A 24,466-nucleotide genomic window follows, 5' to 3' on the forward strand; every position below is an offset into this window, starting at 1 on the left:
GTCAGAGCGGTCCGGGGGCCGCAGGTGTGACCAAAGACCTGTCCAATTCGTGACGTAATGCACTGCACGCCATTCCCAGGTGAGGACACTCTGATGTAGGAAGTCGGGGGACCGAACCAACCAGGAGTTAGTCAGTGAGCGCCATGTCTCTTGCCCTGCTGCTGACCACGGCCGCCGCCGCGGCCGTGGGCGCTGCTGCGCTGCACGCCGTCCACGGTCTACGCAAGCAGGTCACGGCCCTGCGCGGAGAGCTGGCTGCGCCGGCCCACCCGCGCGGCGTGTCCGTCCCGCATGCCCGCAGCGCCGTGGAGTCCCCCGCCGCCGAGATACGGGCCGCCGTCGCCGAGGCCCTCGCCGAGGAGCGCGAGCGCGAGCTCGCCGAGGCGCGGGCGTTCTGGGCCGCCCAGGAGGCCCGCGACGCCGCCGACGCGCCGTCCCTGCTGGGCGGTCTGCCCGGTCTCGGCGAGGACGGCCCCGCCGTCTTCCTGCCCCGGCAGGCCGACCTGGTCGGTCTGGAGCAGGTACTCGGCGAGGAGGCCGGGGACGAGCCCGGTTACGCCGAGGACTCCGCCGAGTTGGCCGCCGCCCGCCGTCGCCACCCCTCGCACCCGGACTTCGTGCCGGTCCAGCCCTCGGCCCCCGGCGCCGACCACGAGCGGACGGTCAGCCGCCTGGAGGAGCTCGCGGAGGCCCGTACGGCCCTCGCGGACGTCCGCCCGGGCCCGCTGGGCACCCTGGACGTGTACGTGTTCACCGACGGCACCACGCTCTGCATGACCCCGGGCCACCGGGAGACGGCGGAGCGCCTCGCCGAGGCCCTGCGTTCGGGCACCGCGCCGGTCCTGCTCGGCGGCTCCGGCATCTCCGGCGCCTACGCGCTGACCTTCTCCTGCGGGGACGGCCAGGACCCGGACGACAACGTCTACATCCTCGCGGACCGCGTCATCGCGTCGCTCTGAGCTCCGCCTGCTCCACCAGTCGCACGGCCTCGTCCAGCATCTCGGACGGGGCCGTCGTGCCGTCCGCGCGCGCCCCGGCGGCCGCGAGCGCCTCGGCGAGGTCCAGTCCCGCCACCGCCACCTGGTCGCCCACCACGAAGACCCCCGCGTCCGGCATCTCCCGCGCCGGAGCCGCCCCCCGGCCCTCTTCCGCTTCCTCCAGCCGCTGGGCGCGTACGGACAGCTCCCGGGCCAGCTCCAACGCCGTGGCGGCGGCGCCCTGCTGGAGGCGGCTCTGCGGCATGGCCCGCAGCCGGTCGGCGAAACGTTCCACGGCGGCGGCCAGCGGCGAAGTATCAAGCACCCGGCCGACCTTACGCGCCGCCCCGGCACCATTGCCAACGGGCGAACTCTCCGGCACGGTGGCGTGAAGGAACAGCCGTGAGGCCAACAGCACGGCGATACCTCCGGAGGCGCCCATGTCCGTAGAGTTCTCCGAGCAGACCCACCGCAACATGATCGACAGAATCCCCCGGACCACCGGTCGTGAAATCTCCGACTGGCTCCGCACCGTGGACGACGGCCCCTCCCTCGTCCGCTTCGAGGAGAAGGTCAGCTGGCTGCGCGGGGCGCACGAGCTCTCGTACGGCCAAGCCAAGGCGATCATCCACGAGTACGACCTGCGCAGGGCCGCCCGCAAGTTCGGCTGAGCCCTCCCCCGTCCCGGCCCCGATCCCTGCCCCCGACCCCGTACTCCTCCGAGACGCGGGAAGGCCCCGCGAGCGCTGTGCTCGCGGGGCCTTCCCCTTGCCGCGTCCGGCCCGGCCGCGGGGCGGCCGGGGGCAGGACTAGTCGTCGCCGGAGAGGATCTGGAACAGGCGCAGCAGCTCCAGGTAGATCCACACCAGAGTCAGCGTGAGGCCGAAGGCGGCCAGCCAGGCCTCCTCGCGCGGGGCGCCGTACGTCACGCCGTCCTCGACCTGCTTGAAGTCCAGGGCGAGGAAGCAGGCGCCGAGGACGACGCCGATGACGCCGAAGAGGATGCCGAGGCCGCCGCTGCGGAAGCCGAGGCCGTCACCGCCCGCGAAGACGGAGAACAGCAGGTTCGCCACCATGAGCAGCATGAAGCCCAGGGCGGCGGCCATCACGAAGCCGTAGAAGCGGCGGGTGACGCGGATCCAGCGCATCTTGTACGCGAACAGCACGGCGGCGAAGGTGCACATCGTGCCGAGCACGGCCTGGATGACCACGCCCGCGCCGAGGTAGGTGCTGGTGGCCGAGCTGATCACACCGAGGAAGAAGCCCTCGAAGGCGGCGTAGGCCAGGATGATCGGCGGGGAGGCCTTGCGCTTGAAGGTCTGGACGAGCGCGAGGACCATCGCGACGAGCGCGGCGCCGACGGCGATGCCGTACGACTTGTTCACGTTCGCCGGGTCGACGGGCAGGGCGATCCAGGCGATCGTCGCCGTCAGGATGACGGTGCCGAGCGTCATGGCCGTACGGCTCACGACGTCGTCGATGGTCATGGCGCCGGCGCGGGCCGGAGCCTGCGGCATGCCGGTGACCGGGTCGGCGGCGTAAGGATTCGTCGCGTACGGGTTGGTCCCGGCCTGCTGCGACTGCGCGTCAAAGCCCGCGTAGCCGCCGCTGTCGCGGCTGAACCCCCGTCGCGAGAAGACCGGGTTGCTGCTCCTCATCTCACTCCTCCATGGCCACCGGGCGCGGCCTTGCATCAAGAGTAATGCGTTCGCAAAGAAAGCACCCTACTGCTGGAGGAGGATCTTAGGAGAAGGCGCGGCAAAGCGCAGGGGATAACGGAGGGGACTTCGGGAGTGCCCGGAGCCGGACTTGAACCGGCACGGCCTAAAGGCCAGCGAGGTTTAAGCTCGCCGTGTCTGCATTCCACCATCCGGGCAGGGCGTGGCGGCTCCCGTGAAAAAGCACTGGACGCTGCGCCGAGCCTATCCGGAAAGCCCTGGTCGCCAGGGGGCCGTCTATCCGATGTTGTCTGATTTTATTGGCGCTTGAGTGGCCGTCAGACCCGAGAACGCACGGTCGGCCCCTTACGGGCGACGATCACCCCTCGTACGGGAATGACGGGATTTCGATGGCTCGCGCCACCCCGCCCGCCACCCTCCACGCCACCCCGGGCCACCCCGGACCTCCCTCCTGCCCTGAGCCGTCTCGGGCCCGGCCGTCATACCAGAGGAGGAGGCGGGCGCCGCGGCGGTCAGACTCCAGTGGGCCGGGGAACGGGCACCGGGGCTGATCCGCGGGCCGGTGGCCGCGGGGACGATGGAAGGGTCGTGCCGATCCGCAGACCGCAGCCAGGTCAAGCCCGAGGAGTCCCTTCCGTGACCACCATGAACTACGCCCCCCGCACCGCCCAGGCCGTGGCCGCCCGGGCCACCGGACTCTCCAAGGTGTACGGCCAGGGCGAGACCCAGGTGGTCGCCCTGGACAACGTCTCCGTGGACTTCGCCCAGGGGCAGTTCACCGCGATCATGGGCCCCTCGGGCTCCGGCAAGTCCACGCTGATGCACTGCGTCGCCGGCCTGGACACCTTCTCCGCGGGCTCCGTCCGCATCGGCGACACCGAGCTCGGCTCCCTCAAGGACAAGCAGCTGACCCAGCTGCGCCGGGACAAGATCGGCTTCATCTTCCAGGCCTTCAACCTGCTGCCGACCCTGACCGCCCTGGAGAACATCACCCTGCCGATGGACATCGCCGGCCGCAAGCCCGACAAGCAGTGGCTGGACACCGTGATCGGCATGGTCGGCCTCTCCGAGCGCCTCTCGCACCGGCCCACCCAGCTCTCCGGCGGCCAGCAGCAGCGCGTGGCCGTGGCCCGCGCCCTGGCCTCGCGGCCCGAGATCATCTTCGGTGACGAGCCGACCGGGAACCTGGACTCCCGCTCCGGCGCCGAGGTCCTCGGCTTCCTGCGCAACTCCGTCCGCGAGCTCGGCCAGACCGTCGTCATGGTGACCCACGACCCGGTCGCCGCCTCCTACGCCGACCGCGTCATCTTCCTCGCCGACGGCCGGATCGTCGACGAGATGCTCCGGCCCAGCGCCGACGGGGTGCTCGACCGCATGAAGGCCTTCGACGCCAAGGGCCGCACCAGCTGAGGCGCCGCCTCCGCCGACCTCCGAACTTCCCGCCCACGACATCCTGGGCCCACGACATCCTGGACGCCTCCACCATGTTCCGTACCGCCCTGCGCAACGTCCTCGCGCACAAGGCCAGGCTGCTGATGACGGTCCTCGCCGTCACACTCGGCGTCGCCTTCGTCTCCGGCACCCTCGTCTTCACCGACACCCTCGGCAAGGCCCTCTCGGGCCAGTCCGCCAAGAGCTACGACGGCGTCGCCGTCTCCGTCACCTCGTACGGCAAGACCCGCAACGGCGAGGGACGCCCCGAGGGCGAGCCCGGCATCAGCCAGCAGACCCTCGACAAGGTCAAGGCCGTGGGCGGCGTCGACACCGTCAGCGGCCGGGTCTCCGGCTTCGCCGGCGTCGGCGACGAGAACGGCAAGCTGATAGGCAACGGCTGGGCCAACCAGGGCGCCAACTTCGCCCCGGTCAGCGCGGGCAAGGACCCCCGCTACCAGTTCACCGCAGGCGCCGGCCCCGCCACCGCCGACCAGATCGCCCTCGACCGGGCGACGGCGGACAAGGGCGCGTACGAGGTCGGCGACAAGGTCCGGGTCGCCACCAACGGCCCGGTGAAGGAGTACACCCTCACCGGCGTCTTCACCACCGAGGACGGCCAGGTCAACGCGGGCGGCAGCCTCGTCCTCTTCGACACCGCCACCGCCCAGAAGCTGTACCTCCAGCCCGGCTTCTACAACGAGCTCTCCGTCAGCGCCAAGCAGGGCGTCCCCGCCGACCGGCTGCTGGCCGACATCAAGCCGCTGCTCGACAAGAACAGCAAGGCCCAGACGGGCGCCGAGCTGGCCGCCGAACAGGCCAAGGCCATCAAGGAGGGGATGAGCGGCATGAGCACCATGCTGCTCGCCTTCGCCGGCATCGCCCTCTTCGTCGGCATCTTCCTGATCTACAACACCTTCACCATGCTGGTCGCCCAGCGCACCAAGGAGCTGGCGCTGCTGCGCGCCGTCGGCGCCAAGCGCGGCCAGGTCGTCAACTCCGTGATGGCCGAGGCCGTGGTCGTCGGCCTGGTGTCCGCCACCATCGGCCTGGTCACCGGTGTCGGCCTGGCCGTGGGGATGCGCTCCGTCATGGACTCCCTCGGTGCGAAGATCCCCGCCGGCGAGCTCGTCATCTCCCCGGCCACGATCGTCACGGCCCTCGTCATCGGGGTGTTCGTCACCATGGTCGCCGCGGTGTTCCCCGCCTGGCGCACCGGCCGGATCCCCCCGGTCGCCGCCATGGGCAGCGCCCACCTCCCGGCCACCATGAAGTCGCTGGTCCTGCGCAACATCAGCGGGAGCGTCCTGTTCCTGCTCGGCATCGCCCTGGTCCTCGCCGGTGTCTCCGCCGGCGGAACCAACGGCCGCTACACCATCGCCGCCGGAGCCTTCTTCCTGCTCATCGGGCTGATCGTGGTGCTCCCGCTGCTGTCCCGGCCGATGATCGCCGCCGTCCGGCCGCTGCTGCAGAAGGTCTTCGGCGTGCCCGGCAAGCTGGCCGCGCAGAACGCCGTGCGCAACCCGCGCCGCACCGCCGTCACCGCCGCCTCCCTGGCCATCGGCCTGACCCTGGTCACCACCCTGTCGGTGCTGGGCATCACCATGGGCAAGGCCGTCGACCGGATGAGCACCGACAAGATCAAGGCCGACTACAAGGTCTCCATGGCCATGGGCGGCGGCAGCCTGGACAAGTCCGTCGCCGAGACCCTGGCCAAGGCCAAGGGGATCAAGGCGGTCTCCCCGCAGACCGCCGGCTCGCTCAAGATCGGCGAGGACTTCCGGGCCGCGTCCGGCGTCAACCCGGCCGCCATCGGCGAGATCCTCAACATCGACGTGGTCGGCGGCTCGCTCGCGAGCCTCGGCAAGGGCGAGGTCGCGGTCGCGGAGAAGACCGCGAAGAAGAACGGACTCGCGGTCGGCTCGACCCTCCAGGTCATGTACGACGACGGCGAGAAGGCCTCGCTCAAGGTCGGCGCCGTCTACAAGGACCTCGACGGCCTGCTGTCCCCGTACGTCCTCGACGACAGGATCCTCAGCGCCCACTCCGAGACCCCGTACATCCCCGAGGTGTACGTCAACACCACCGGCGGGGAGTCCAAGGCCGCCGAGAAGGCCGTCCTCGACGCCCTCGGCAACAACCCGGCGATCTCCCTGGCCACCCAGCAGGACATGCGCAACGAGATGGGCGGCGTCGTCAACACGGCGCTGAACATCATGTACGGCCTGCTCGGCATGGCACTGATCATCTCCGTCCTCGGCGTCGTCAACACCCTTGCGATGTCCGTCTTCGAGCGGACCCAGGAGATCGGCATGCTGCGGGCGATCGGCCTCGACCGCAGCCGGGTCAAGAACATGATCCGCCTGGAGGCCGTGGTCATCTCCCTCTTCGGTGCGGTCCTCGGCATCGCCGTCGGCATCTTCCTCGCCTGGGCGGTCGGCTCCACCCTGGCGAAGTCGGTGCCCGGCTACGCGCTGGTCCTCCCGTGGGACCGGATCGGCATCTTCCTGCTGCTCGCCGGCGTGGTGGGCGTCCTGGCGGCCATGTGGCCCGCCCGCAGCGCCGCCAGGCTCAACATGCTGACGGCCATCAAGACCGAGTAACCGCCGTCCGCGCGGACACGGAAGGGCCCCGGGGCAGCCGCCCCGGGGCCCTTCCCGCTGCCCGCGGTGTCGTACGGGGGCTACGCGCCCCAGGTGCGCAGCCGCAGCGGCAGCCCGGACTCCCCCGCTCCGGAGGGCCGCACCGCGAGGACCTGGTTGACCCCGAGGCGGCCCCGCTCGAAGCCCAGCGCCGAGGCCGCCATGTACAGCCGCCAGACCCGGGCCCGGCCGGGCGAGGTCAGCCGGACGCACTCGTCCCAGTGCCGCTCCAGCCGCGCCACCCAGGCCCGCAGGGTCAGCCCGTAGTGCTCGCGCAGCGCCTCCACGTCCCGGACCTCGAACCCGGCCCGCTCCAGCTCGCCCACCGTGCTGCCGAGCGGGGAGAGTTCGCCGTCGGGGAAGACGTAGGCGTCGATGAACTCGTCGATGCGGTACGCCTCCTCGTCCGGCTCGGGCCGGCGCGCGATCTGGTGGTTCAGCAGCCGGCCGCCGGGCGGCAGCAGGGCGTGGAGGGTGCGGGCGTATCCGCGGTAGCGCTCGGCGCCGACGTGCTCGGCCATCCCGATGGACGAAATCGCGTCGTAGGGGCCGTCCTTGACGTCCCGGTAGTCCTGGACGCGGATGTCCACCCGGTCGGCCAGCCCCTCCTCGGCGATCCGCTTGCGGGCGTGGACGGCCTGTTCGCGCGAGAGCGTGATGCCGGTGACCCGGACGTCGTACTCCCGGGCGGCGTGCAGGGCCATGGAGCCCCAGCCGCAGCCCACGTCCAGGAGCCGTTCGCCGGGGCGCAGGTCCAGCTTGCGGCAGACCAGGTCGAGCTTGTCGCGCTGGGCCTGCTCCAGGGTGGAGCCGGGGCTCCAGTAGGCGCAGGAGTACACCATGGACGGGCCGAGGACCCGCTCGTAGAACTCGTTGCCCACGTCGTAGTGGTGGCTGATCGCCTGCCGGTCGCGGTTCTTGCTGTGCGCCGGACCGCCGCGGCGGACGGCCTCCTCGGGCGGCGGTGCGGGCGGGAGCCACGGCCGGGCCAGCGCGATCAGCTCCCGTACGGCCGCCCGCGCGTCCGGATCGCGCAGCAGGGCGGCGGCCCGGGCGGCGCTCGCGGCCCGCTCCGGCAGGTGCGGGCGCACGGCGGCGGGCTCCCGCTCCCAGAGCAGGCCCGCGACCCGGTCCAGCAGCTCGAAAAGGTCGCCCTCCGCGGTCACTTCGCCGGCGACCCAGGCACGGGCGAGGCCCAGCTCGCCGGGCTTCCACAGGACGCGGCGCAGGGCCCTCCGGTGGGCGATGACCAGGGTGGGGCCGTCGGGCGGTCCGGCCTCGCTGCCGTCCCAGGCTCGGATGCGTACGGGCAGAGGGGCGCCCAGCAGGGTCTCGGCGATTGCGGCCAGCCGCGGCGCGGCGTCGGTCATCGAAGGCACCTCCTGAATGATCCGACCGAACGGCCTACCCCATTCCGGTGCCGGATAAGCCGGGACGGCGCGCGGAGGCACCCGGCGGCGCGACGAAGACACCCCGACGACACCCGGCGACCACCGGGCGGCACGTCGGCGGCACCGGCGGCACACCGGCACGCCGAAGGGGCCGCCCGCACCACGGATGGCAGGCGGCCCCTTCGGGGACGTGCAGGTACTACCGGCGGGTCAGGAGGCCTTGGCCTTCTGGGCCGGTGCCGCGGCGGCGGCCGGAGCCGGCGCCGGCTTGGCGGCCTCGTAGAACTCCTCGCGCGGGGTTTCGAGGGCGCCGAGGGAGACGACCTCGCGCTTGAGGAACATGGCGAGGGTCCAGTCGGCGAAGACGCGGATCTTGCGGTTCCAGGTCGGCATGGCCATGCCGTGGTAGCCACGGTGCATGTACCAGGCGAGCCGGCCCTTGAGCTTGATCTTCATCTTGCCCATGACGATCATCGCGACGCCCTTGTGGAGGCCGAGGCCGGCCACCGCACCCTTGTTGGAGTGCTCGTACTCGGTCTGCGGGAAGCCCCGCATGCCCGAGATGACGTTGTCGCCGAGGACCTTGGCCTGGCGCAGCGCGTGCTGGGCGTTCGGCGGGCACCAGGCGTTCTCGACGCCGGCCTTGCGGGCGGCGACGTCCGGGACCTGGGCGTTGTCGCCGGCGGCCCAGATGTAGTCGGTGCCCTGGACCTGGAGGGTGGGGGCGGTGTCCACGTGGCCTCGCGGGCCCAGCGGCAGGCCGTAGCGGGCCAGGGCCGGGTTGGGCTTGACGCCCGCGGTCCACACGATGGTGTTGGAGTCGACCTCAAGGCCGTTCTTCAGCACCACGTGGCCGTCCACGCAGGAGTCCATCGAGGTGTTGAGGTAGATCTCGATGCCGCGGGACTCAAGGTGCTCCTTGCCCCAGGTGCCGAGCTTGGGCCCGACCTCGGGAAGGATCTTGTCGGCCGCGTCGACCAGGATGAAGCGCATGTCCTCGCGCTTGATCGTGGCGTAGTACTTGGCGGCGTCGCGGGCCATGTCCTCGACCTCGCCGATGGTCTCCGCGCCGGCGAAGCCGCCGCCCACGAAGACGAAGGTGAGGGCCTTGCGGCGGACGTTCTCGTCCGTCGTGGACTCGGCCTTGTCCAGCTGCTCAAGGACGTGGTTGCGCAGGCCGATGCCCTCTTCGACGCCCTTCATGCCGATGCCCTGTTCGGCGAGGCCGGGGATCGGGAAGGTGCGGGAGACGGCGCCGAGCGCGATCACCAGGTAGTCGAAGGGCAGCTCGTACGCCTCGCCGACGAGCGGCGTGACGACGGCGACCTTGCGGTCCTGGTCGATGCTGGTGACCCGGCCGGTGAGAACCTCAGCCTTGGGCAGCACGCGTCGCAGCGGGACGACGACGTGCCGAGGCGAGATGCTGCCTGCGGCCACTTCGGGGAGGAAGGGCTGGTAGGTCATGTACGAGCGCGGGTCGACGACCGTGACGGTCGCCTCGCCGTAACGCATCTTCTTCATGATGCGCTTGGCTGCGTACAGGCCTACGTACCCACCTCCTACAACGAGGATCCTGGGACGCTCCGTGGTGCTCATGGAACGAGTATCCAGCACCCTCAGGGGTGACGCTCGTGAGCCCCTTCACAAGGTGTTCCGAGGCCTCTGCTACACTGCGCGGCCCACGTGACGGAGGTCATGGCGCCAACGGGGAACCAAGGTGTAACGGGATTCGTTGTCCACCCGTCCTGAACTGGCCTCCAGGCGTTCAACCGGAGTAGACCACCGGGTTCGTGGATACCTACCGGCCGGCCGCGTCGAGCTCCGCTGTTCGCACAAGCGCCCGCCCAAAACACGCCTTCGGCGCCCCGGAACCCCTCGAAAGTGCCTTCGGACGCCCCCACAGGCTTCTTTTCCTTGTGAAGAACTTCACGAACTTTCTCGGCGCGCGGCCCCGCACACCCCCCGAAGGGCGGTTTCGGGCCACCCCGGGGAGCCCCCGCCCCACGCGAACGGCCCGACCGGAACGGGGTGTTCCGGTTGGGCCGGAGCCGTGACGGGTGCGGGCGGGGTCAGGCTTGGTCACGATCGGCGACGGGCGCGACGTCTACCGCGGGCTGTGAGCGGGCGCGCCCGGGAACTGCAGCTCCCGGGCGGCCGGCCGGTACCTCAAGCGCCGTCGCGCGCCGCGTCCCAGGCGATGCCGTCGAGGATGTCGTGTTCCGAGACCACGACCTCCGAGGCCCCGATCCGCTCCATGATCGCCAGCAGGATCAGCGCGCCCGCGCCGATCACGTCCACCCGGCCCGGGTGCATGACCGGGATCGCGGCCCGTTCGGCGTGCGTCGTGGTCAGCATCCGCTCGCTGATCTCGCGGACCGTCTCGTACGGGATCCGGGCGTGGTGGATCTCCGAGGAGACGTACTCCGGCAGCCCGAGCGCGATCCCGGCCACCGTGGTCACCGAGCCCGCCAGGCCCACCAGCGTGCGGGCCTCGCGCAGCGGCACCGTCTGCTCGGCCAGGTCCAGGGCCGCCTCGACGTCGGCCCGTATGGCGGCGATCTGCTCCGCGCCCGGCGGGTCGCTGACCGCCCCGTCCACCACCAGGTGGCGCTCGGTCATCCGTACGCAGCCCATGTCCACGGAGCGGGCCGCCCGTACGTGCTCCTCGCCGACCACGAACTCGGTCGAACCGCCGCCGATGTCCACCACCAGGAACGGCTTGTCCAGGTGGGCGGCGCCCGTCAGCTCCTTGGTGGCGCCGACGAAGGAGAACTCCGCCTCCTGGTCACCGGAGATCACCTCGGGCTCGACGCCCAGGATGTCCAGCACCCCCTGGACGAACTCGTCCCGGTTCTCGGCGTCGCGGGAGGCCGAGGTGGCCACGAAGCGCAGCCGCTCGGCGCCGAGCTCCTTGATGACCGCCGCGTACTCGCGGCAGGCCGCGAAGGTGCGCTCCAGGGCCTCGGGGGCCAGCCGGCCCGTCTTGTCCACGCCCTGGCCGAGGCGGACGATCGTCATCCGCCGGTCCAGCTCGACCAGCTCGCCGGTCGCGGGGTCGCAGTCCGCGACGAGGAGGCGGATGGAGTTCGTACCGCAGTCGATGCCCGCGACCCGGATCACGCGTCCGCCTCCGTCCCGGCCGTCTGCGCATCGCCCGGCTCGTCCTGCGCCTTGTCGGCGCACGGGGTGACGCAGGCGCCCTTGGCCCACCACTCCGGCAGCATGGCCAGGGCCTCGTCGCCGAACGGGTTCACCCCGGGGCCGGCGGCCAGCGAGTGGCCCACCAGCACGTGCAGGCACTTCACCCGGTCCGGCATCCCGCCGGCGCTCGGGAAGCCCTGGAGCACCTCGATGGCGTCACGGCGCCGGATGTAGTCCTCGTGCGCGGCCCGGTAGGCGGCGGCGAGCTCGGGGTCCTCGGCGAGCCGGGCCTGCATCTCCTTCATCACGCCGTTGGCCTCCAGCGTGCCGATCGCGGAGGCCGCGCGCGGGCACGTCAGGTAGTACAGCGTCGGGAAGGGCGTGCCGTCGGGCAGCCGGGGGGCGGTCTCCACCACGTCCGGCTGGCCGCACGGGCAGCGGTGGGCGATGGCGCGCAGCCCGCGCGGCGGGCGGCCGAGCTGCTGCTCGAACGCCTCGATGTCCGCGTCGGTCGGCTCGGTCCGGTCGGTCTGGGGCGGGGGCGTCTGCATGCCTGGAGGAAGTCTCTTCGTTCTCGTGGATGGGTGCTGGTACTGCTCGCCGGTGGTGCTGCCTGGTACTGCCGGGACGGCCGGCTGCCGCTCAGTCCCCGGGACGGTCGGCCTTGTCGACGCCGTCCCAGACGTTGGAGTACCAGGGCCGGTCGGAGCCGGCCTGTCCGCTGCGGTGCCGCTCGGCGGCCTCGGCCCCGGGGTCGGTCATGATGTAGCTGATCTCGCCCGGGCGTACGAAGTGCAGGTGTTTGCGGGCCTGCTGCTCCGCGTATGCGTTGTCCTGCCAGCGGGCCTTCTCGTCGCGGAGGCGTTCGAGGCGCCGGCTCGCCGCCTCGGCCGCCCGCCGCTGCTCCGCGATCTCCGAGCGCTGGGAGACGTACTGGCGCATCGGATAGGCGAGGGCGACGACCAGCGTACAGAGGACGAGCACGAGGAGCGCGGCCCGGCCGGTCAGCCGGCTGCGCCGCACCTGACGGCGGCTCTGGGAGCGGTAGACGTGCGCGGCGGTCCGCTCGCCGAGCTGCTTGAGCCTGGTCGCGGTGGAGAAGGTGGAGAACCGATCCCGGTTCCCGGCCATGGTCCCGCCTCCCCTGTGCACGCACTACGCAATACGTCCCCGCACACGGTACGGGACCGAGTGCGGGGACGTACGGAGGCGAGGGCGCAATTAGCCCTTGAAGCGCGGGAACGCGCTGCGGCCCGCGTACACGGCGGCGTCGTCGAGGATCTCCTCGATGCGCAGCAGCTGGTTGTACTTGGCGACGCGGTCCGAGCGGGCCGGGGCGCCGGTCTTGATCTGGCCGCAGTTCACGGCGACGGCGAGGTCGGCGATGGTGACGTCCTCGGTCTCGCCGGAGCGGTGCGACATCATGCACTTGAAGCCGTTGCGCTGGGCCATCTCGACGGCGTCGAGGGTCTCGGTCAGCGAACCGATCTGGTTCACCTTGACGAGCAGGGCGTTGGCGGAGCCCTCCTCGATACCACGGGCCAGGCGCTCCGGGTTGGTGACGAACAGGTCGTCACCGACGATCTGGACCTTGGCGCCCAGGCGGTCGGTGATGGTCTTCCAGCCGGCCCAGTCGTCCTCGAACAGCGGGTCCTCGATGGAGACCAGCGGGTACGCCTCGACGAGCTCGGCGTAGTAGTCGGTCATCTCGGCGGCCGAGCGGGACTGGCCCTCGAACTCGTACTTGCCGTCCTTGTAGAACTCGGACGCGGCGACGTCGAGCGCGAGCGCGATGTCCTTGCCCGGGGTGTAGCCGGCCTGCTTGATGGCCTCGATGATGAGGTCGAGCGCGGCGCGGTTGGACTCCAGGTTCGGGGCGAAGCCGCCCTCGTCGCCCAGGCCGGTGGACAGGCCCTTGGTGTGGAGGACCTTCTTGAGGGTGTGGTAGACCTCCGCGCCCCAGCGCAGCGCCTCGGAGAAGGACTCCGCGCCGATCGGGGCGATCATGAACTCCTGGATGTCCACGTTGGAGTCGGCGTGCGACCCACCGTTGAGGATGTTCATCATCGGAACGGGCAGCAGGTGCGCGTTCGGGCCGCCGAGGTAGCGGAAGAGGGGGAGGTCGGAGGCCTCGGACGCGGCGTGCGCGACGGCGAGGGAGACGCCGAGGATGGCGTTGGCGCCGAGCGAGCCCTTGTTGTCGGTGGCGTCCAGGTCGAACATGGCCTGGTCGATCAGCCGCTGCTCGGTGGCGTCGTAGCCGACGAGCTCCGGGCCGATCTGCTCGATGACCGCGAGGACGGCCTTCTCGACACCCTTGCCCATGTAGCGGTTGGGGTCACCGTCGCGGAGCTCGATGGCCTCGAAGGCACCGGTGGAGGCGCCGGACGGGACGGCAGCACGGCCGGTGCTGCCGTCGTCGAGGCCCACCTCGACCTCGACCGTGGGGTTGCCTCGGGAGTCCAGGATTTCCCGGGCTACGACGACGTCGATGGACGGCACGAGCATCTCCTTCTGGGATGTGACGCTGGATGTGCGGTGGCGGTGAGCCGGTGGACGGCCCTGCCGACTAGAGCCTAACCGGCTCCGGGCACTGGGCCGCCCGACCGCCCGGCTCCTGGGACGAAAAAGGGCCCGAATACCCCTCTTCCGGGACATAGGGACCCTGGTCAAGGCCTTGATCACGCCCGCTCCCGCGGCCGTGGACCTGCACGCGCCGCCGCCCGGCGCGTGCGGAGACGCGCCGGGCGGCAGGGAGTGCGTGCGGGGGGGTCAGGCGAGCTTCAGCTTCTGCCCCGGGAAGATCAGGTCGGCGTCCTTGACGGTGTCCTTGTTCAGCTCGAAGAGCTTCTCCCAGCCGCCCTTGACGCCGTTGGCCTCGGCGATGGTGCTGAGGGTGTCGCCGGTCTTGACCTCGTACGAGCCGTTGCCGGCCGGCGCGGGGGCCGGGGCCTCGGAGCGCTCGGAGCGGGTGGTCGGCGCCTCGGCGCGCTTGGGCTCCGTCTTCTTCGGCTCGGTCTTCTTCGGCTGCGTCTTCTGCGGCTGGGTCTTCTGCTCCGTCTTCTTCGGGGTGTCGGTGGCACCACCGGTGTAGGAGGAGTTCGACAGGCCGACGCCGCAGGACGGCCAGGCGCCCTTGCCCTGGCCCTTGAGGACCTTCTCGGCGATGGCTATCTGCTGGGCCTTGGAGGCCTGGTTGGCCTGCGCGGCGTACGCCTTGCCGCCGTACGCGGCCCAGGTGGAGGACGAGAACTGCAGGCCGCCGTAGTAGCCGTTGCCCGTGTTGATGGCCCAGTTGCCGCCGGACTCGCACTGCGCGACGCGGTCCCACTCGGAGGCGGTCGCGGCGCTGGCCGAGCCGGCCGCCATCAGGGGTGCCGCGACGGCGACGCCGGTGACGCCGGCGAGCGTGACGATGCGAGCGGCCTTGGAGGCGCGGCGGTGCTTGCCCTTGCCGGAAAGCAGCATGGAGTTCTCCTCACCGACGCCTGCGAGGTGAGCTGTCGGGTTCGGGCCGATGGTGCCCGGCCGCGCGGCTGGCGCGCGGCTTCACCCCAAGCCGTTCCTGACCATCTCTCAATGGCCGGGCCCGGCACTTACCTTGGGTCCCCCGCTCCTGCCTTCGGCGCTTGACGCGACGACTGTTCCCTCCGTCCGCCGGCAGGATTCGGCGATGCGGTCGAAGGGGCCCGCGGTGGCGGGCGGTTCAGAAGGTAGACAGGTCCCTCCCCGATGTTCAACGCGCGACATCGGGGAGAAACGGCCCCTACTTGCGTCCCTCTTAGGGGTGTTTGCGCAGGTGAGGACGGGGTTTGCGGAAGGCGCAGGGCGTGACACGCCAGTTGACCGGAAGAGACACATGTCTCACTTGCCGATTACGGACATTCAGCGCCTTCCGGGCGCCCGAACTGCCCCTATTGCTGGGTTAGATCCAGATTCTGCCCGGGCGTGATCAGGTTGGCGTCCTCGCCGATGACCTGCTCATTGGCCTGGTAGAGCGCGCTCCACCCGCCCTTGACCCCCTTGGCAACCGCGATGGTGGCCAGGCTGTCGCCCGACTTGACGGTGTACGTGGGCTCCGACGCGGCGTCAGAAGGGGCCGGGGTCTCCTGCGCGGGCGCACCACGGTGCTTGCCGGTGGCCCCGGCATCCCCGGTGGCCGCCGGGTCGCCGGGGGCGCCCGGGGCGGTGGGGGCCGCGGGGGCGGTCGGGTCGGCCGGAACGGGCGCCGAGGGGTTCGCCGGATCGGCCGGCGACACCGGGGCGGTCGGGTCGGCCGGGAGGGTCGGCGTCGGGGGCGTCGGCGTGGGGACCGGGGTGGTCGTCGGGTCTCCGGGGAACACCGGGATCGTGGCCGGGTCGTCCGGGGCGGGCATGACGGGCAGTCCGCTGGAGGGCGCGAGCGGCGCCGCGGGGAGCGTGAACGAGGGGTCCGGGGTCGGGGTCGGGGCCCCGAAGTCCTTGGCGGGCGCGCCGGAACCGCCGGCCGGGACGGAATCGTCCGGGCGCGAGGGGGTGGGGGCGATCGGCCCGTGGGTGCCGGGCGTACCCGGGTCCACCGCGGCGGCGGGCGCCTCCTGGGTCAGCCCGGCCCCGGCGGCGCACAGCGGCCAGGCTCCGGGGCCCTGGGAGGCCAGCACCTGCTCGGCGACGGCGATCTGCTGGGAACGGCTGGCGAGGTCGGGGCGCTCGGCGTAGGTGAGGCCGCCCGCGTTGTTCCACTGCTCCTGGGTGAACTGGAGTCCGCCGTAAGCACCGCTGCCCGAGTTGGCGCTCCAGGAGCCGCCACTCTCGCACTCTGCGACCTTGTCCCACGTGGAGGCGTCCGCCGCGCTCGCGCCGGTGGCGGCGAGCAGGGGCAGGGCCAACGCGGAGCCGGTGACTCCGGCGGTGACGACAATCGCGGGCACCTGGCGGGGGCGTCTGTGGCGGCCGTTCCCGGAACGCATGAGCTGCACCTTTCGCATAACGGCTGGGTAACGGCAGAACCTAGCGGCCTTCTCACGATTGTCACAAGTTCGGTCGGAAACTGACTTCCGATCAGTTCGCGTTCACTCGTTCCGGGGTGTGAAGCGAACGGGAAGAGTGCGCAGGCCACGCATGATCAGTCCGCCGCGCCAGCGCAGCTCCGTTGACGGAACGGCGAGTTCCAGATCCGGCAGACGCGTGAGCAAAGTCGCAAGCGCGGTCTGTCCTTCGAGTCGCGCGAGCGGAGCGCCCAGGCAGTAGTGGATGCCGTGCCCGTAACCGAGGTGCTGATTGTCACTCCGGGCGAGGTCCAGGGTGTCCGGATCGGCGAACCGCCCGGGGTCCCGGTCGGCGGCCGCGAGGACGACCAGGACCGGGTCGCCGGCCTCGACGTCCTGCCCGCCGAGGGTCAGCGGCTCGGTGGCGAACCGCCAGGTGGCCAGCTCCACGGGGCCGTCGTAGCGCAGCAGCTCCTCCACGCCGGTCTCCAGCAGGGACCGCTCCCCGGCGGCGAGCGAGGCCTGCAGGCGCACGCGCTGGTCCGGGTTCATGAAGAGGGAGTGGACGCCGTTGCCGATGAGGTTGACAGTGGTCTCGAACCCGGCGAAGAGCAGGATGAAGGCCATGGCGGTGGCCTCGGCCTCGGTCAGGTGGTCGCCGTGGTCGCTCGCCCGGATCAGATCCGAAATGAGGTCATGGCCCAGATCATCCCTTTTGCGGTGGATGAGTTCGCCGAGATAGGTCCGCATCTGCTTCACGGACCGGGCGACCCCGCCGCGCGGGCCGCCGCCGTGGCGGATCATCATCCCCGCCCAGTCGCGGAAGTCGTCCTGGTCCTCGCGCGGGACGCCGAGCATCTCGCAGATGGCGTAGATGGGCAGCGGGAAGGCGAACTCGTGGATCAGGTCCGCCTCGCCCCGGCCGGCGAACCGGTCGATGAGGTGGTCGGTCAGCTCCTGCACGCGCGGGGTGAACTCGGCGACCCGGCGCGGGGTGAACGCCTTCGACACCAGCCGCCGCAGCCGGGTGTGGTCCGGCGGGTCGATGTTGAGCAGGTGCGTCATCAGCTCCGCCTTGCGCTCCCCCGGGATCCCGGTCTTGCCCTTGGCGTGCGCCGGCTCCGCGTGGTGCACCGGGTTCTTGCTGAGCCGCTGGTCGGCCAGGGCCTGGCGGGCGTCGGCGTACCGGGTGACCAGCCAGGCCTCGACCCCGCTGGGGAGCTTGGTGCGGTGCACCGGGGAGTGCTCGCGCAGCCAGGCGTACGCGGGATACGGGTCGGTCGCGAACTCCCAGTCGAACAGGGTGGGGCCCTGCGGAGGAGTGCGGTCTGCGGAGGCTGCGGAGTTCGGCTCGTGCACGCCCCGACGGTATCCCGCGCCGCCGAAGCCCTACGCCGAGAGGCCCTCCGCGGCGCGGATCGCGGCGCGGTAGGTCCGGGCCGCCGCGCGCAGGGCCGTCTCGGGGTCGACTCCCTCGGCCTCCGCCCGCGCCGCCAGCGCGAGCAGCTCGTAGCCGATGCCCTCGCCCCGGGGCAGCTCCACGGGCACACCGCCCGCGCGGACCCGGCCGGCGAGCTTGGCGGCGAGCGCCAGGCCCGGCTGGCCCAGCGGGATCCCGTCGGTGACGGACTCCCGCTGCTTCTCGACGGCCTTGGTGCGCTGCCAGTGCGCGTGGACGTCCTGCGCGGTCCGCGCCTCGGCGTCCCCGAAGACGTGCGGATGGCGGTGGATCAGCTTCTCGACGAGGCCCCCGGCCACGTCGTCGATGGAGAACGGCTCCTCGGGGTCCTCCTGGGCGATGCGCGCGTGGAAGACCACCTGGAGCAGCACGTCGCCGAGCTCCTCGCGCAGTTCCTCGCGTTCGCCGGCCTCGATGGCCTCCACCAGCTCGTACGCCTCCTCGATGGCGTACTTCACGAGCCCTTCGTGGGTCTGTGCCGAGGTCCACGGGCACTCCCGGCGGACCCGGTCCATCACCTGGACCAGGTCGAGGAGGCGGGCGCCGGGCAGGTCGTAGGACCCGGGCAGCAGTTCCAGGTCGGGCATGGCGACCCGGCCGGAGCCGGCGAGCCGGGCCAGCCCGTCGGTCAGCCGCCGGTCGCCCTCGCCGCTCGGCAGCACCACGACGGTGCGCCCGCCGGCGCAGGCCTCGACCAGGCCCTGCGCATCGGGGCTCTCCCGCTCGACGACGATGCCCGCCTCGCGCAGGTAGGGCAGCTGCGGGTGGTCCGGGTCGGCGCACAGCACCCGGTCCGCGGCGCGCAGGGTCTGCCAGGCCGGCCAGGACAGCAGGCCGGGCGCGACCCGGTGGCTGGCGGTCAGCAGGACGATGCGGCCGGTGGGCTCGGCGGGTTCGGAGGGGGCGTCGTCATTCACCCTCCGAACCTACCTCCGCGGCGGCGGCTCAGGCTCCGGCGGGGGGCTGGTCGGGCCGGGTCCGCTGGACGATCCACGGGGTGTCCTGGTCCCCGAGCACGATCTGCTGCGGGTCCCAGACGCCGTAGCGCGGGTTGACCTCGATGTGCAGCGCCTTCGCGGCGGCCGCGAGCTGTACGACGGCCTTGTCCTGGCTGCCGTAGTGGTCGAACAGCTTGTCGCGCAGCAGCTTGAAGCGGGCGTCCGCGTCGAGCTGGCCGGGGGCGAGACTGGCCTGCTGGAGGGCGGCCTGCTCCAGTTTGCCGGCGTCGCCCGCCTGCTCCAGCTGGGCCTTGCGCAGGTCGCCGATCTCCTTGTCGCTGACGCTCACGCCGGCGTCCTTCGCGGCGCGCTCCAGCACCGCGGTCTGGATCATCTTGTTGAGCTTGATCCGCTCCAGGCCCGGCGTGGACTGGATGAGCTGGGCTGCGGCCTCCCCGGAACGGTTCTGCGCGGCGCGGACGTCGTTGACCTGGGCCTGGAGTGCCGAGGTGGTGATCCGCTCGCCGCCGACGACGGCCGCGGTGCCGGGGCGGGCCTGACCCGAGCAGGCGGACAGCAGGGGAGCCGCCACGAGGAGGGCGGCGGAGACGGAGAGCGCTGTGCGACGGTGCAAAGGAGCCTCCAAGGCCGGGAGATTGTGCGTCGGTGCACAAGGCCGTGCGGTGATCGATGGTATGCAGTCAGAGTGATCCGAGCCACTGGTTCGACCAACGATTCCGGGGGTGTCGGGGTACGCGTGTGTTGGTGTCCGCGCCATCCCGCGGCCACCCTTCGGTCCACCGGTGCTGCCAAAGTCGGCCCACCATGTCGACACCGCACCGTTCGCCGCACCGTTCGCCGCGCCGCCGGAGCCTGTCCGGCTCGGCGCTCGCCGCTCTGATCACGGTGGTGGCCGTGTGCGCGGGGGACGCCGTCGCACGCGTCTTCCCCTACGGACACCGCCACCGCAGCATCAACGACCTCGGCAACCAGTTCGTCCCCTTCCACGCCCACCTGTGGGACCTCCTGCACGGGCGGGCGCAGGGCGGGCTGCTGCTCAACTGGCAGTCCGGCTACGGCACGAGCTTCCTCCCGGACCTCGGGACGTACCTCACCAGCCCGTTCGCCGTGCTCGTCGCGGTGTTCCCGCGCACCGACACCGACCTTGCGGTGTACGTCGTCACGGTGCTGAAGACGGCCGCCGGCGCGGCGGCCATGGCCTGGCTGCTGCGCACGCAGCGCCGGGGACCGGGGTGGGCGGCGGGGCTGCTCGGGGCCTCCTACGCGCTGTGCGGCTGGTCGGTGATCGAGGCCTCCTACAACCCGATGTGGCTGGACGGGCTGATCGCCTTCCCCCTGCTGTGCCTGACGGGCGAATGGGCGCTGCGCGGGCGCCGGCCGGCCCTGGCGGTCCTGGTGGCGGCGCTGTGCTGGACGGCGAACTTCTACACCGCCTACATGGCGACGCTGGGTGCGGCGCTGGTACTGGTGGTGCGGGTGGTGCTCACCCGGGAGGGGGTACGGGAGCGGTCGGCGGTGGTGGGCCGCGCGGCGGGGGCGACCCTGTGCGGGATCGCGCTGTCCGCGCCGGTGCTGGTGCCGCTGTTCCTGAGCTCGCGGCAGGCCTACCCGGGCTGGACGCGGCAGTTCGAGCCGGTGCCCTGGCCGGACCTGCTGGCGCGGCTGCTGCCCGCCACGTACTCCTTCTCCTCCCCGGCCCTGTTCGTGGGGACCGGGACGCTGCTGCTGGTGGCGGCGCTGCCGTTCCACCGGGCGGTGCCGCTGCGGACCCGGCTGTGGTGGACCGGGCTGACGGCGGCCGTCCTGCTCTCCTTCCAGTGGACGCCGGCCCATCTGGCCTGGCACCTGTTCGCGACGCCGAACGGCAGCCCCTACCGGCAGACGTTCGTCCTGGCCGGGATCGCGGTGATCGCGGCGTGGACCGGTCTGGCGGCCGGCCCGCCGGGGCCTCGGGCCCTGGCGGCGGGGGCGGCGCTGCTCGCAGCGGCGGCCTGGGCGGCGCACGGCAGCGCGCTGGCCACCGGCTGGGGCCTCGGGCTGTTCTGCGGCGGGCTCGCCCTGGCCGCGGCCGCCTGGTGGGCGCTGCGGCACCCCCGCGGGGCGGGAGCGGCGGCGGTGGTGGTGCTGGCCGCGGTCCTCGTCGGGCAGGCGGCGGCGACCACGGCGTACGGCCACCGGGGCAAACTGGCCGGCCTGGACGACTACCCGTCCTGGGGCGCCGCCCACACCGCCCGGGCCCGGGCCCTGGCGGGGGCCGAGGGCTGGCCCGCGTACCGCACCGACCCGGGCAGGCCCGCCCTGTCGGGCAACGACCCGCTGCTGCTGGGCGGGGAGGGCGGCGCGTACTACAGCAGCCACACCCCGGACGTGTTCACGCGGACGATGGCGGCCCTCGGCGCGGGCTGGACCTCCCGCGGGCGCAACGTGCAGAGCATCGACAACCCGGTGACGGACGCCGTCTTCGCGGTGGGCGCCCGCCTGGAGCCGGACGGCACCATCGCCCGGGCCGAGGTCCCGCCGCTGCTCACGCTCCGCCCGCCGGGGACCGCACCCGCCTTCGGCCCCTCGCCCTTCGCCAACCAGGAACTCCTGCTGGGCGCACGGGTCTACGAGGATCCCGTGGCGCCCGGCGTGTGCCGTGCGGGCACCCGGGCCTACCTGTGGGCTCCGGAGTACGACGCGACGGCCCGCCTCGCCGGCGGCCCGGCCTTCCGGCTGAACGGCAGGGCCCCGCGCAACCGCGCCGCGCTCCAGCCGCTCGGCGTCTCGCGGGGCGGCTCGTCCCCGCTGGTCTTCGACGCGCCCGCACCCGCCCGCTGGGAGCTGTCCTGCCTGGACGAGTCCCGGCTGGCGGCGGCGGTCGCCGGCCTGCGGTCCACCGCGCCGACCGGCCTGCGGGTCGGCTCCTCGGGCATCCGGGCCACCGTTCCGGCGGGCACCCGGGGCACGGCGGTCCTCTCGGCCCCGGCCATCGCCGGCTGGACCTGCAACGGCCGCCCCGCCGCGCCCTACCTGGGCCTGGTCTCCGTCCCCCTGGCCGACGGCACGACGGAGATCACCTGCTCGTTCCGCCCCCCGGGTCTCCTGCCGGGCACGGCCCTCGCCGCGGCCGCCCTCCTGCTGCTGACCGCCCGCGCCTGGCGCTCACGCCGACGCGCCGAACCGGCCGTGGCCGCACCGGGCGCCTGAGCCCACGGGGTCAGCGGACCTGGCCGAGCCACTGGAGGGTGCGGCGGACCTCCGTGGAGAAGGGGTGGGCCGGGCCGTGGACGCGGTCCGCGTCGAAGAGGAGGCGGGCGAGGGTCTCGTGGGCCGCCGGGCGGTCGCCCAGGGACAGCAGCAGGTGGGCTATCCGGCGGCGGACCTCCAGCGGCAGGCCGGGGTCCGGGTTGGCGTAGTGGTTCTCGAACAGGGGCAGCAGGGAGCGGTACTCGGCCAGGGCGGCGGCCGGCTCACCGAGCTGTTCCAGGCACTGCGCCGCGTCGTAGCGAAAGCGCAGCGCCTGCGGGTCACCCGCCGGGAACTCGTCGGCGAGGCGGCGCAGTTCGGGCAGGGCGCGCCGGTACTGGCCGTCGTCCATCAGGGTGGCCGCGTACTGCTTGCGCAGCGAGCGGACCACCGGGGAGTGCTCGCCGTGCTCGTCGGCGGCGGCCGGGAGGATCCCGCCGAGGATGTCCACCGCCTGCGTCAGGCGGCCCTGGTCCAGCAGGCTGCGGGCCTCGTCCACCGCGGCCGGGATGTCCGGCCGGGGCGGCGCCGGGGCGGCCGTGGGCTGCGGCGGGACGGTGGTGGCGCGGTCCGGCCAGGGGGCGTGCGGGCGCAGGAAGGGCCGGGTCGGGTCGAGCGCGCCGGCCGGGGCGCCCTGCTTGGGCAGCAGCGGCGCGAGGGCCTCGTAGACCTGCTGCGCGGAGGACGGCCGGTCCTGGGGGTCCTTGGCCAGCAGGTGCAGGAGCACCGCCTCCAGCTGGTGGGGGACCTCGGGACGCAGGCGGCGCACGGGGACCGGCGGTTCGTACAGGTGGCGGTGCAGGACGCCGAGCGCGGTGGACCCGGCGAACGGGACGTTGCCGCTGAGGAGTTCGTAGAGCAGGACGCCGAGCGCGTACAGGTCGGTGTACGGGCCCACCGCGCCGCCCATCGCCTGCTCGGGCGCCATGTACGCCGGGCTGCCGATCGGTGAACCGGTGCTGGTGAGGCGGGTGGTGTCGGTGTCCATCACCGAGGCGACGCCGAGGTCGAGGACCAGGACGGTCCCGTCGGGCCGGACCATCACGTTGCGCGGCTTCAGGTCGCGGTGCACGATCGGCACCGCGTGCACGGCCGACAGCACCGCGCACAGCTGCGCGACCACGGCGACCGCCCACGGCCACGGGTAGGGGTCGTGCTGGGCGAGGTGGTCGGCGAGGTCGGTGCCCTCGACGTAGCCCATGACGAGGAAGAGCTCGTCGCCGTCACTGCCCGCGTCGTGGACGGTGACCAGGCCCGGGTGGTCCACCTGCGCGGTGACCCGGCACTCGCGTACGAAGCGGCTGCGCAGCTCGTCGGCGACCGAGCCGGGCCCGGCCACCTTGTCGGGGCGCAGCAGTTTGACGGCGACGCGGCGGTCCAGGCGCTGGTCGTAGGCCGTCCAGACCTGGCCCATGCCGCCCTGGCCGAGGAGGGCGGCCAGCCGGTAGCGCTCGCCGATGATCCGGTGGTCCTCGGTCACCGGGCCGTGCCCTCACCCTCGTTGTGCGGCCGGCCGGGGTCGGGGTTCCTCGGCGGGGTCTGCTTGCGCAGGAGTTCGCTGAGCTCGTCGAGTTCGGCGCGCACCTGCCCGATCCGGGGCGGCGTGGCCGGCGCGGCCGGGGCGGGGGCCGGGGCCTGCTGCGGGGTCGGGGGGTAGGCGTAGGCGGCCGGGGTGGTGCCCTGCTGCTGCGGCGGCACGTACGGGGCCGGGCGCTGCGGGTACCAGGCCGCGGTCCGGGCCACCGCGGCCGCGTCGTGGTGGCGGATGTCGGCGACGAGGAAGTAGGCGCACACCGCGAGGCCGGTGAGGATCGTGCCGAAGGCCCCGGTGTCGCTCTGCCAGCCAGTGGTGTCGGGCGTCTTGTCGGCGTCGATGAGCGCGATCCAGAAGACGGTGAGCGTGCAGCAGGCCGCCAGCAGCCACCAGTCGCGGGGCTTGCGGGTGACGACCGCGAGCCGCAGCATCGTGCCCCAGGCCAGGAAACCGCAGGTCAGGACGGGCAGCAGGGCGAACAGCACGCGCAGTGCCACCACGCCCCCGTTGCTGGGCTGGGGGCCATGCTGCGGCGGGATGCCGGGGCCGTGCATTGCTGCTCCTGACGGGCCGTGTCGACGAAGGTTCGGGACTGAGCGTATACAGCGTTTCCGGCCGCCAGTGAGGGGATCCGCCCAACCGTTGCAGGGTCGCCACCTGCCGCGCGGCCCGGCGGCCGGGGCCGGGCCCGCCCGGCTCGGCGAGCGAGCTCCGCCAAACGCGCGTACCGTCCCAAAAGGGATACGGAAGGGAGCCCTCGTATGGGGATCTTCGACAAGGCCAAGGAAATGCTGCAGGGTCACGGCAAGCAGGCGAAGCAGGCGTCCGACGCCGCCGAGCGGCAGGTCAACCAGCGGACCGGTGACAAGTACACCCACCAGGTCGACCAGGGCCAGCAGCAGATGGAACGGCGCATGGGGATCGACGACGACCCCGACAGGTAGCCCCCGGCACGTGACGGCCGCGGCGGGCGCCGGTGGACACCGGCCCCGCCGCGGCCGCGGTCACGCCGCGGGACCGCGGCGGGTCGCGAGCCGGGGACCGCGGTCGGTCACGGC

Annotated in this window: 21 protein-coding genes, 1 tRNA gene and 1 riboswitch; of the genes, 6 read left to right on the forward strand and 16 right to left on the reverse strand. The window is 72.4% G+C overall.

Annotated features, from left to right (window positions below; genetic code table 11):
- Positions 1-143: 143 nt before the first annotated feature.
- Positions 144-959, forward strand: a complete 816-nt coding sequence (locus tag ABZ128_RS26655) for a hypothetical protein (protein ID WP_356851371.1) — start codon at positions 144-146, stop codon at positions 957-959.
- On the opposite strand, the gene ABZ128_RS26660 is transcribed toward ABZ128_RS26655, so the two are convergent.
- The gene (locus tag ABZ128_RS26660) at positions 943-1,302 is read right to left on the reverse strand and encodes a hypothetical protein (protein WP_356851342.1); all 360 of its coding nucleotides are present in this window, start codon (positions 1,300-1,302) and stop codon (positions 943-945) included. The two genes, ABZ128_RS26655 and ABZ128_RS26660, sit on opposite strands and share 17 nt — an antisense overlap.
- Positions 1,303-1,417: 115 nt before the next feature.
- Between ABZ128_RS26660 and ABZ128_RS26665 the strand changes: the two genes are divergently transcribed.
- Positions 1,418-1,648 carry a DUF4287 domain-containing protein gene (locus ABZ128_RS26665; RefSeq protein ID WP_356851343.1) on the forward strand — a complete coding sequence of 77 codons (231 nt, stop codon included), beginning with the start codon at positions 1,418-1,420 and terminating at the stop codon, positions 1,646-1,648.
- A 138-nt stretch (positions 1,649-1,786) separates the two neighbouring features.
- On the opposite strand, the gene ABZ128_RS26670 is transcribed toward ABZ128_RS26665, so the two are convergent.
- The gene (locus tag ABZ128_RS26670; RefSeq protein WP_356851344.1) at positions 1,787-2,635 is read right to left on the reverse strand and encodes a Bax inhibitor-1/YccA family protein; all 849 of its coding nucleotides are present in this window, start codon (positions 2,633-2,635) and stop codon (positions 1,787-1,789) included.
- A gap of 136 nt (positions 2,636-2,771) precedes the next feature.
- Positions 2,772-2,853, reverse strand: a tRNA-Leu gene (locus ABZ128_RS26675).
- Positions 2,854-3,292: 439 nt separating this feature from the next.
- On the opposite strand from ABZ128_RS26675, the gene ABZ128_RS26680 reads away from it, so the two are divergent.
- The gene (locus tag ABZ128_RS26680) at positions 3,293-4,066 is read left to right on the forward strand and encodes an ABC transporter ATP-binding protein (protein WP_356851345.1); all 774 of its coding nucleotides are present in this window, start codon (positions 3,293-3,295) and stop codon (positions 4,064-4,066) included.
- A gap of 74 nt (positions 4,067-4,140) precedes the next feature.
- The gene (locus tag ABZ128_RS26685; protein ID WP_356851346.1) at positions 4,141-6,690 is read left to right on the forward strand and encodes an FtsX-like permease family protein; all 2,550 of its coding nucleotides are present in this window, start codon (positions 4,141-4,143) and stop codon (positions 6,688-6,690) included.
- A gap of 80 nt (positions 6,691-6,770) precedes the next feature.
- Here ABZ128_RS26685 and ABZ128_RS26690 read toward each other — a convergent pair whose 3' ends face one another.
- From ABZ128_RS26690 to ABZ128_RS26740, 11 genes are all read right to left on the reverse strand, one after another.
- Positions 6,771-8,099: a cyclopropane-fatty-acyl-phospholipid synthase family protein gene (locus ABZ128_RS26690; RefSeq protein WP_356851347.1), complete on the reverse strand. Its 1,329-nt coding sequence runs from the start codon at positions 8,097-8,099 to the stop codon at positions 6,771-6,773.
- Positions 8,100-8,330: 231 nt separating this feature from the next.
- Positions 8,331-9,716, reverse strand: a complete 1,386-nt coding sequence (locus tag ABZ128_RS26695; protein WP_356851348.1) for an NAD(P)/FAD-dependent oxidoreductase — start codon at positions 9,714-9,716, stop codon at positions 8,331-8,333.
- A 570-nt stretch (positions 9,717-10,286) separates the two neighbouring features.
- Entirely contained in the window at positions 10,287-11,240 is a 954-nt protein-coding gene (locus ABZ128_RS26700) for a Ppx/GppA phosphatase family protein (RefSeq protein WP_356851349.1), read from the reverse strand.
- Positions 11,237-11,812 carry a DUF501 domain-containing protein gene (locus ABZ128_RS26705; RefSeq protein WP_356851350.1) on the reverse strand — a complete coding sequence of 192 codons (576 nt, stop codon included), beginning with the start codon at positions 11,810-11,812 and terminating at the stop codon, positions 11,237-11,239. Before ABZ128_RS26705 ends, ABZ128_RS26700 begins: the two co-directional genes overlap by 4 nt.
- Before the next feature lie 91 nt (positions 11,813-11,903).
- The gene (locus tag ABZ128_RS26710; protein WP_356851351.1) at positions 11,904-12,392 is read right to left on the reverse strand and encodes a septum formation initiator family protein; all 489 of its coding nucleotides are present in this window, start codon (positions 12,390-12,392) and stop codon (positions 11,904-11,906) included.
- Positions 12,393-12,482: 90 nt separating this feature from the next.
- Positions 12,483-13,769: a phosphopyruvate hydratase gene (gene eno / locus ABZ128_RS26715; protein WP_030028493.1), complete on the reverse strand. Its 1,287-nt coding sequence runs from the start codon at positions 13,767-13,769 to the stop codon at positions 12,483-12,485.
- A gap of 264 nt (positions 13,770-14,033) precedes the next feature.
- The gene (locus tag ABZ128_RS26720) at positions 14,034-14,729 is read right to left on the reverse strand and encodes a transglycosylase family protein (RefSeq protein WP_356851352.1); all 696 of its coding nucleotides are present in this window, start codon (positions 14,727-14,729) and stop codon (positions 14,034-14,036) included.
- A 2-nt stretch (positions 14,730-14,731) separates the two neighbouring features.
- Positions 14,732-14,899: riboswitch (cyclic di-AMP (ydaO/yuaA leader) on the reverse strand.
- 276 nt (positions 14,900-15,175) lie between these two features.
- Entirely contained in the window at positions 15,176-16,210 is a 1,035-nt protein-coding gene (locus tag ABZ128_RS26725; protein ID WP_356851353.1) for a transglycosylase family protein, read from the reverse strand.
- A gap of 102 nt (positions 16,211-16,312) precedes the next feature.
- The gene (locus ABZ128_RS26730) at positions 16,313-17,587 is read right to left on the reverse strand and encodes a cytochrome P450 (RefSeq protein ID WP_356851354.1); all 1,275 of its coding nucleotides are present in this window, start codon (positions 17,585-17,587) and stop codon (positions 16,313-16,315) included.
- Positions 17,588-17,617: 30 nt separating this feature from the next.
- Positions 17,618-18,604 (reverse strand): nucleoside triphosphate pyrophosphohydrolase, encoded by a 987-nt coding sequence (locus ABZ128_RS26735; protein WP_356851355.1) that lies wholly within the window; start codon positions 18,602-18,604, stop codon positions 17,618-17,620.
- A gap of 28 nt (positions 18,605-18,632) precedes the next feature.
- Positions 18,633-19,259: a SurA N-terminal domain-containing protein gene (locus ABZ128_RS26740; protein ID WP_356851356.1), complete on the reverse strand. Its 627-nt coding sequence runs from the start codon at positions 19,257-19,259 to the stop codon at positions 18,633-18,635.
- Between the two features lie 191 nt (positions 19,260-19,450).
- Here ABZ128_RS26740 and ABZ128_RS26745 point away from each other — a divergent pair, with 191 nt between their 5' ends.
- Entirely contained in the window at positions 19,451-21,835 is a 2,385-nt protein-coding gene (locus ABZ128_RS26745) for a YfhO family protein (protein ID WP_356851357.1), read from the forward strand.
- A 10-nt stretch (positions 21,836-21,845) separates the two neighbouring features.
- On the opposite strand, the gene ABZ128_RS26750 is transcribed toward ABZ128_RS26745, so the two are convergent.
- On the reverse strand, positions 21,846-23,354 hold the full coding sequence (locus ABZ128_RS26750; protein ID WP_356851358.1) for a serine/threonine-protein kinase: 1,509 nt from the start codon (positions 23,352-23,354) through the stop codon (positions 21,846-21,848).
- Entirely contained in the window at positions 23,351-23,962 is a 612-nt protein-coding gene (locus tag ABZ128_RS26755) for a hypothetical protein (protein ID WP_356851359.1), read from the reverse strand. Before ABZ128_RS26755 ends, ABZ128_RS26750 begins: the two co-directional genes overlap by 4 nt.
- 207 nt (positions 23,963-24,169) lie before the next feature.
- Between ABZ128_RS26755 and ABZ128_RS26760 the strand changes: the two genes are divergently transcribed.
- Positions 24,170-24,352, forward strand: coding sequence for an antitoxin (locus ABZ128_RS26760; protein WP_356851360.1), 183 nt, complete (start codon positions 24,170-24,172; stop codon positions 24,350-24,352).
- Positions 24,353-24,466: the final 114 nt, after the last annotated feature.

This window comes from Streptomyces sp. NPDC006326 (genome assembly GCF_040612915.1).
GTDB lineage: Bacteria > Actinomycetota > Actinomycetes > Streptomycetales > Streptomycetaceae > Streptomyces.

Coding starts and splice junctions, on each gene's coding strand:
- ABZ128_RS26705 (WP_356851350.1), bottom strand. CDS start 11,812: ATGCAGACGCCCCCGCCCCAGACCGACCGGACCGAGCCGACCGACGCG.
- ABZ128_RS26710 (WP_356851351.1), bottom strand. CDS start 12,392: ATGGCCGGGAACCGGGATCGGTTCTCCACCTTCTCCACCGCGACCAGG.
- ABZ128_RS26685 (WP_356851346.1), top strand. CDS start 4,141: ATGTTCCGTACCGCCCTGCGCAACGTCCTCGCGCACAAGGCCAGGCTG.
- ABZ128_RS26745 (WP_356851357.1), top strand. CDS start 19,451: ATGTCGACACCGCACCGTTCGCCGCACCGTTCGCCGCGCCGCCGGAGC.
- ABZ128_RS26720 (WP_356851352.1), bottom strand. CDS start 14,729: ATGCTGCTTTCCGGCAAGGGCAAGCACCGCCGCGCCTCCAAGGCCGCT.
- ABZ128_RS26695 (WP_356851348.1), bottom strand. CDS start 9,716: ATGAGCACCACGGAGCGTCCCAGGATCCTCGTTGTAGGAGGTGGGTAC.
- ABZ128_RS26665 (WP_356851343.1), top strand. CDS start 1,418: ATGTCCGTAGAGTTCTCCGAGCAGACCCACCGCAACATGATCGACAGA.
- ABZ128_RS26690 (WP_356851347.1), bottom strand. CDS start 8,099: ATGACCGACGCCGCGCCGCGGCTGGCCGCAATCGCCGAGACCCTGCTG.
- ABZ128_RS26755 (WP_356851359.1), bottom strand. CDS start 23,962: ATGCACGGCCCCGGCATCCCGCCGCAGCATGGCCCCCAGCCCAGCAAC.
- ABZ128_RS26655 (WP_356851371.1), top strand. CDS start 144: ATGTCTCTTGCCCTGCTGCTGACCACGGCCGCCGCCGCGGCCGTGGGC.
- ABZ128_RS26670 (WP_356851344.1), bottom strand. CDS start 2,635: ATGAGGAGCAGCAACCCGGTCTTCTCGCGACGGGGGTTCAGCCGCGAC.
- ABZ128_RS26760 (WP_356851360.1), top strand. CDS start 24,170: ATGGGGATCTTCGACAAGGCCAAGGAAATGCTGCAGGGTCACGGCAAG.
- eno (WP_030028493.1), bottom strand. CDS start 13,769: ATGCTCGTGCCGTCCATCGACGTCGTCGTAGCCCGGGAAATCCTGGAC.
- ABZ128_RS26725 (WP_356851353.1), bottom strand. CDS start 16,210: ATGCGTTCCGGGAACGGCCGCCACAGACGCCCCCGCCAGGTGCCCGCG.